The sequence below is a fragment of the uncultured Subdoligranulum sp. genome, from assembly GCF_937890665.1.
The window spans coordinates 1-5162 of the sequence record NZ_CALADU010000123.1 but is presented as its reverse complement, the minus strand read 5'-3'; the positions used below and the strand labels follow the sequence as shown (position 1 = coordinate 5162).

The following is a 5162-nucleotide window of genomic DNA, read 5'->3' as shown; positions in this document are numbered from 1 at the left end:
CGAATCAATAACGATAGTGGGCAAAAGCCTTGTTGGCCTCGGCCATCTTGTGAGTGTCCTCACGCTTCTTGACGGAACCGCCGACACCATTGGTAGCGTCGATGATCTCGGCCGCCAGACGGGCAGACATGGTCTTCTCACCACGGCTACGGCTGTACTGGGTCAACCAACGCAGGCCGAGGGTCTCACGACGAGCGGGGCTAACTTCCAAAGGAACCTGATAGTTGGCGCCGCCCACACGACGGGTCTTGCATTCGAGGTTCGGCATGATGTTCTCCATCGCCTTCTCGAACATTTCCAGCGGATCATTGCCGGTCTTCTCCTTCACGATGTTGAATGCATCGTAAACGATCTCCTGCGCAACACCCTTTTTGCCATCCAGCATGATGTAGTTGACCAGACGGGTGACAACTTTGGAATTGTAAATAGGATCGGCCAGAACTTCGCGTTTCGCGACATTACCTCTTCTGGGCATCTTTCTTCCCTCCTTCACATAAATGATATCATCGGTACTCGAAAGTTAAGAAAACTCCCGTTATGCCACAAAAAAGGCTTGGCCTATTTTATGGCGAAAAGATGTTTCCTTACTTCTTGGCACCGGCCTTGGGGCGCTTAGCACCGTATTTGCTGCGGGCCTGATTCCGGTTCGCAACACCCTGCGTATCCAGAGTACCACGGATGATGTGGTAACGAACACCAGGAAGATCCTTGACACGACCGCCACGGATCAGAACGACGCTATGCTCTTGCAGGTTATGGCCGATACCAGGAATGTAAGAGGTGACCTCGATACCATTCGTGAGGCGGACACGGGCAACTTTACGCAGAGCAGAGTTCGGCTTCTTGGGGGTCATGGTGCGAACTGCAGTGCAGACGCCACGCTTCTGAGGGCTGTTCAGATTGGTGTACTGCTTCTTCTGGGAGTTGTAGCTCTTCTGAAGAGCAGGGGCGGTGCTTTTGTGTACCAGGACCTCACGGCCTTTGCGCACGAGCTGGTTAAAAGTAGGCATTTCTTTTCTCCTTTCTTCACGTATTCACGCTTGTTTCGGGATGCATGCGACGTAATGGCCGCACTTCACCCAGCAAACTCACGCATTTGATATTTTATAGGATAGAAGCGCTGTTGTCAAGAGTATTGCCAAAAAAACAGAAAAAAAATCGTGCAAAACAGAGATTTTTTAGATTTCTCTCCCCTTCTTCTTTCTTTTGTAGTTTTTCCTTGTTGCATCAAACCGCTTCCCCGCGTTTTCTATCACATTTTTTTCACAGCATCTTTGTTTATAGCCTGCCATTTATTGTTCTCCATTTTCGGCATTGTATGGTCATAAGCGGGACTTTTTTTGCGTAAAGCGCCGGCCCCTTCTCCTTTTATATTGTGTTTTTTCATCATGAAACGCACTATATTTTCTGTTTTTTGTGAATTATACACAATTAAGCAGGCAAAACTTTTCTAACTGGAAAGCGCAATCCTATTGTGGATTTTTGTCCACCTTGTTATAATGAAAATGTGAAAACCCTCTTCTAAAGAGTACTATTAACAAGGAGGTATCAATCGTCATGAAAAAACTTCTCGCGTTCCTGCTTTCCGTTTGCATGGTCACTGTTTTTGCTGTTCCGGCATTTGCCGATGCCAACAGCGACTACATTGCCGCCGTAAAAGCCTATCAGGCGCAAATCGCAGCACAAGAAGCCGCGTACACCGCTGCTGTACAGACTGCAGCCAAACAGGCATAGGCTAAGGCCGACGCTGAATGTCTTGCCGTGATTGCCGCCGGAAAAGCCGCACAGGCCAAAGCGAATGCTGATGTTGCCGCGGTCATTGCCGCGGGCAAAGCAACGCAGGCTGCCGCTGACCAGCGTGAAGCCGCTTATGCGGAAGCTGTAAAAGCCTATCAGCAGCAAATCGCGGCGAAGGAAGCTGCTTACACTGCTGCTGTAATGGTTGCCGCTAAAGAAGCGCAAGCTAAAGCGGATGCCGATGTTGCTGCCGTACTCGCTGCTGCGAAAGCAGCACAAGCCAAAGCTGACGCTGATGCCGCCGTAGCCGCTGCCGGTGTTGCCACACAGGCTGCCGCCGACCAGCGTGAAGCCGCTTACGCTGCCGCTGTGAAAAACTATCAGGCGCAGATCGCCGCCAAAGAAGCTGCTTACATCGCCGCTGTATTGGGTCAATAAGCACCCTCGAGTTTATCCCTGTAAGACTCGTTTTATACGCTAAAAGAGCTCCCACAGGTTCCTCCTGTGGGAGCTCTTTTTATTGGTAATTTACAACTGCGCCAAGGTTGCCTCAGCATCATCCAAAATGCGTTCGAATTTTTGAAGCGCCGCATCTACCGGGGCAGGAGTTGTCAAATCCACGCCGGCATGCTGCAACTCTTCCAAGGGATAGGCACTGCCTCCCATGGCCAAGAATTCTTTATACCGCTGCACTGCAGGTTCCCCATCTCGCAGAATCGCTTCGGACAACGCCACCGCAGTGGAATAGCCTGTTGCATATTTGTAGACATAGAACGGACGGTAAAAATGCGGAATACGTGCCCATTCATACTGCACTTCTTCATCCAGAACCAGTTCCGGACCGAAGTAATCCTGAACCAGTCGCTTGTACAATGCATTCAGAGCAGCCGGATTCAGTGCTTCCCCGCGTTCGGCCATAGCATGGGCTTCTTTTTCAAACTCCGCAAACATCGTCTGCCGATACACAGTACCTTTGAAATTTTCCAGATACTGGTTGAGCAAGTACAGCCGCATCTGCGGTTCTTTCTCTTTTTGCAGCAACTGTTCGATCAAAAGATTCTCGTTGACAGTAGACGCCACCTCTGCTACAAACAACGTATAATCCGCATACTGCGGCGGCTGATGGTGGTTGGAATGCCAGGTATGCAGGCTATGCCCCATCTCGTGAGCGATGGTCGAAACGCTATCCAGCGTTCCTGTGAAATTGGTTAAGATATAGGGGTTAGAATCATAGGTGCCTGAAGAATAGGCACCTCCGCTCTTGCCTTTATTGGGGTAAACATCGATCCAGCGTTCTGCAAAAGCCTGCCGCACCAAATCATCATAGTCTTTACCCAACGGCGCTACCGCGTCCAGCACCATCTGCTGCGCTTGCTCATAGGTGTAGCGGACCTTGACCTCCCCTACCAACGGTGCGTACACGTCATAGTAGTGCAGTGTATCGATACCTAAGATTTTTTTACGCAATGCCACATACCGGTACATAGCCGGCATATGTTTACGGACAGTATCGATCAGATTGTCGTAAACCGCCGCGGGAATGTTTTCCCCTGCCATCGACATCGCACGAGAAGAATCGTAATGGCGAATCGCAGCCTCCGCTGTCGCCGCTTTCACTGCGCCCGAATAGGACGCCGCAAAGGTATTGATGTGCTGCCGATAACTCTTATAAAAACTTTCAAATGCGTTTTTCCGCAGTGTGCGGTCCGGCGACATTTGCAGCATGATATAGTTGGAACCGGTCACCTCTACCGTATTTCCGTCGCCATCCTGTACCGCCTCAAAAACGAGGTCCGCGTCCTGCAAATTATCTGCAATCTCTGCCGGAGCGCCTAGCGCTTCACCCAAAGTAGCCAACAGCTTTTCTTCCGGCGCACTTAGGGTATGCGGCTTTTGACGCAGCAAATTTTCCATTGTGAATTTATGGTCGGCCAGCTGCTCATCATCGACGATGGCCTGCAGTGTTTCTTCGGGCAAAGAGAGGATCTCCGGTTCGGCAAACGAGATAACCGCCATAGCCTGCACATATTTGGCCATAATCCGAGCATACATGCTCTGCCCTGTCTCGGCACGCGTATTCTCACTGCGCCGCAGCGAAGCATAACAATACAGATTGGACAGCTTCCGTCCCAACTGCGTCCCTGCATCCATATAAGCACCGATGGAAACCGCGTCTTTTAGGGTTCCGGCAAATGCCGTCATCGCTTGTACCTGTTCGTCTAACGTGGCGAAATCCGCTTCCCACGCAGCATCATCCCGATACATTGGCGTCAAATCCCATTGATATTGCGGGTCCATTGCGCTGCGTTCCTTCAAAGTCTGCGTATCTGCCATACTATCCTCCTTATTTTCTCAGCGTTTCTTCCCACTCAACCGGTTTAAAGCCTACGAGAACGAAGTTTTCATCCACCAAAATAGGCCGCTTAACCAGCATACCGTCCGTTGCCAACAAATCCAGTTGTTCCTCCTCCGACATCGTAGGAAGTTTTTCTTTCAAGTTCAACGCTTTATAAGCCAGACCACTGGTATTGAAAAAACGCTTTAGGGGTAACCCACTGCGCGCATACCATTGGCTAAGTTCTTCTTTTGTAGGATTTTCTTCTTTGATGTGGCGCGCCACATAAGAAACTTCGTGTTCATCCAGCCACTTTTTGGCTTTCTGGCAGGTGGAACACGGCGGATATTGTAAAAAGAGCAAAGCGACACTCCCCTTCTATAAATGCTTGTCTAGTATACCCACAATTATAGCCAGTTCCTTTGGAAGCGTCAACCAACACAAAAATCCCCGCCACTTTCGTGACGGGGACTTTTATTAGCGTTTAGTGGTCGTACGCAGCCTCTGCGGCATCACGGGCAATCTCAGCCTCTTCGAGTTCTTTCTCGACTTCCGGCAGACCGGTACCGGCGGGGATCAGCTTACCGATGATGACGTTTTCCTTCAGACCGGCCAACGGGTCAGTCTTGCCCTTGATAGCAGCTTCCGTCAGGACGCGAGTCGTCTCCTGGAAGGAAGCAGCCGACAGGAAGGAGTCGGTGGCCAAGCTGGACTTGGTAATACCCAACAGCACCTGACTGGCCTGTACCAGCTTGAGGTCGGTTTCACCGGCATCGATGCGAGCCTGAATCTCTTCGTTCTTGATCATCACATCGCGGCGGTTAACCACGCTACCAACGATAAAGTCGCTGGAACCGGCATCCTCGATGCGCACCTTACGCATCATCTGGCGCACGATAACCTCGATGTGCTTATCGTTGATGTCAACGCCCTGCAGACGGTAAACCTTCTGCACTTCGCTGATGAGGTAGTTCTGGGTGGCGATGGGGCCCTGAATGGCCAGAATATCCTGCGGATACGCATGGCCTTCGGTCAGCAGCGCACCCTTCTGGACTTCGTCGCCTTCCATGACCTTGAGGCGCTGACCGAA

6 protein-coding genes and 1 pseudogene are annotated in these 5162 nt (G+C 50.9%); 2 read left to right on the top strand and 5 right to left on the bottom strand.

What is annotated here, in order from left to right:
* Positions 1 to 4: 4 nt before the first annotated feature.
* Together rpsG and rpsL are read right to left on the bottom strand one after the other, a co-directional pair.
* Positions 5 to 475 carry a 30S ribosomal protein S7 gene (rpsG, locus tag Q0526_RS07480; protein ID WP_204651462.1) on the bottom strand — a complete coding sequence of 157 codons (471 nt, stop codon included), beginning with the start codon at positions 473 to 475 and terminating at the stop codon, positions 5 to 7.
* Positions 476 to 584: 109 nt separating this feature from the next.
* Positions 585 to 1010 carry a 30S ribosomal protein S12 gene (rpsL, locus tag Q0526_RS07475; RefSeq protein WP_294758016.1) on the bottom strand — a complete coding sequence of 142 codons (426 nt, stop codon included), beginning with the start codon at positions 1008 to 1010 and terminating at the stop codon, positions 585 to 587.
* Between the two features lie 547 nt (positions 1011 to 1557).
* Here rpsL and Q0526_RS07470 point away from each other — a divergent pair.
* Entirely contained in the window at positions 1558 to 1734 is a 177-nt protein-coding gene (locus Q0526_RS07470; RefSeq protein ID WP_298732153.1) for a hypothetical protein, read from the top strand.
* Between the two features lie 27 nt (positions 1735 to 1761).
* Complete coding sequence (locus tag Q0526_RS07465; protein ID WP_298732151.1) at positions 1762 to 2175, top strand: hypothetical protein; 414 nt, start codon at positions 1762 to 1764, stop codon at positions 2173 to 2175.
* A gap of 90 nt (positions 2176 to 2265) precedes the next feature.
* On the opposite strand, the gene pepF is transcribed toward Q0526_RS07465, so the two are convergent.
* The 3 genes and pseudogenes from pepF to Q0526_RS07450 all read right to left on the bottom strand — a co-directional run.
* Entirely contained in the window at positions 2266 to 4071 is a 1806-nt protein-coding gene (gene pepF, locus Q0526_RS07460; RefSeq protein WP_298732149.1) for an oligoendopeptidase F, read from the bottom strand.
* Between the two features lie 10 nt (positions 4072 to 4081).
* On the bottom strand, positions 4082 to 4435 hold the full coding sequence (locus Q0526_RS07455; RefSeq protein WP_298732147.1) for an arsenate reductase family protein: 354 nt from the start codon (positions 4433 to 4435) through the stop codon (positions 4082 to 4084).
* A gap of 121 nt (positions 4436 to 4556) precedes the next feature.
* Positions 4557 to 5162: pseudogene (locus tag Q0526_RS07450) on the bottom strand (DNA-directed RNA polymerase subunit beta'); the annotation flags it as partial.